The sequence below is a fragment of the Nostoc sp. CmiVER01 genome (assembly GCF_034531135.2).
Taxonomy (GTDB): domain Bacteria; phylum Cyanobacteriota; class Cyanobacteriia; order Cyanobacteriales; family Nostocaceae; genus Nostoc.
Window position 1 is genome coordinate 1 of the sequence record NZ_JAVRBU020000060.1, and the last position, 739, is coordinate 739.

1 pseudogene is annotated in these 739 nt (G+C 34.9%); it reads left to right on the plus strand.

What is annotated here, in order from left to right:
* Nucleotides 1–195: 195 nt before the first annotated feature.
* Nucleotides 196–639: pseudogene (locus tag RMZ43_RS35970) on the plus strand (ISH3 family transposase); the annotation flags it as partial.
* Nucleotides 640–739 lie beyond the last annotated feature (100 nt).

Genomic DNA, 739 nt, shown 5'->3' on the forward strand with positions numbered 1-739 from the left:
GAAAAGCTGTGCTTTATAATACAGTTTTTGGAAAAAGCGTTGACGAATATTACATAAATAAAACTAATGATTTGGATACAAAGGTAAGGACAACTCTCGCACCAGAAGATTGTTCTGGTGCTGGTCTTGGAATTTTTGTAAAGTATTGGGGTGAAGAAGCAAAATTTTCGACTTAGAGGATTAATTAATTTGGCTATGACTGCAACTACCCCAGTTCTAACTGATATTAAAACTTTGAACGAAGTAGTGAACTGTTTAACCGAAAATATTCCAATTCCGACTCAAGGCAAGTGTGAACAAAAAAATATCTTTGAAATTTTAATTAGGGCAGCCGCTCAAAGAGATAGCATAGAAAACACAAGTAAAGTATTAAAAAATGTTCCCACAAGTAACGATATTCGTTATCATTTGGAGAAATATTCCGACCTGAACTCTCTGGAATCAGATTTAAATACTGCACTTCAAAGTCGCTTACCAGATGGTATTCAAAAAGGACAATACAAAATTGCTATCGATTTTAACTTAATTCCATATTATGGTGAACCATCATCATCAGAAGCACCATACATTTATAGAAGTCAAGCTAAAAGTGGCACTTGTTCTTTTTATGCCTACGCTACTGTCTATGTAATTAAAAAGAAGCTCTAAGCAAGTTTTTTCTCATCTATTTACCCTCAAACAGATGCTTGAATTTCTACGTCAAACCGTAGACCGCAACTATGGGGTAGCCTGCGAAGTT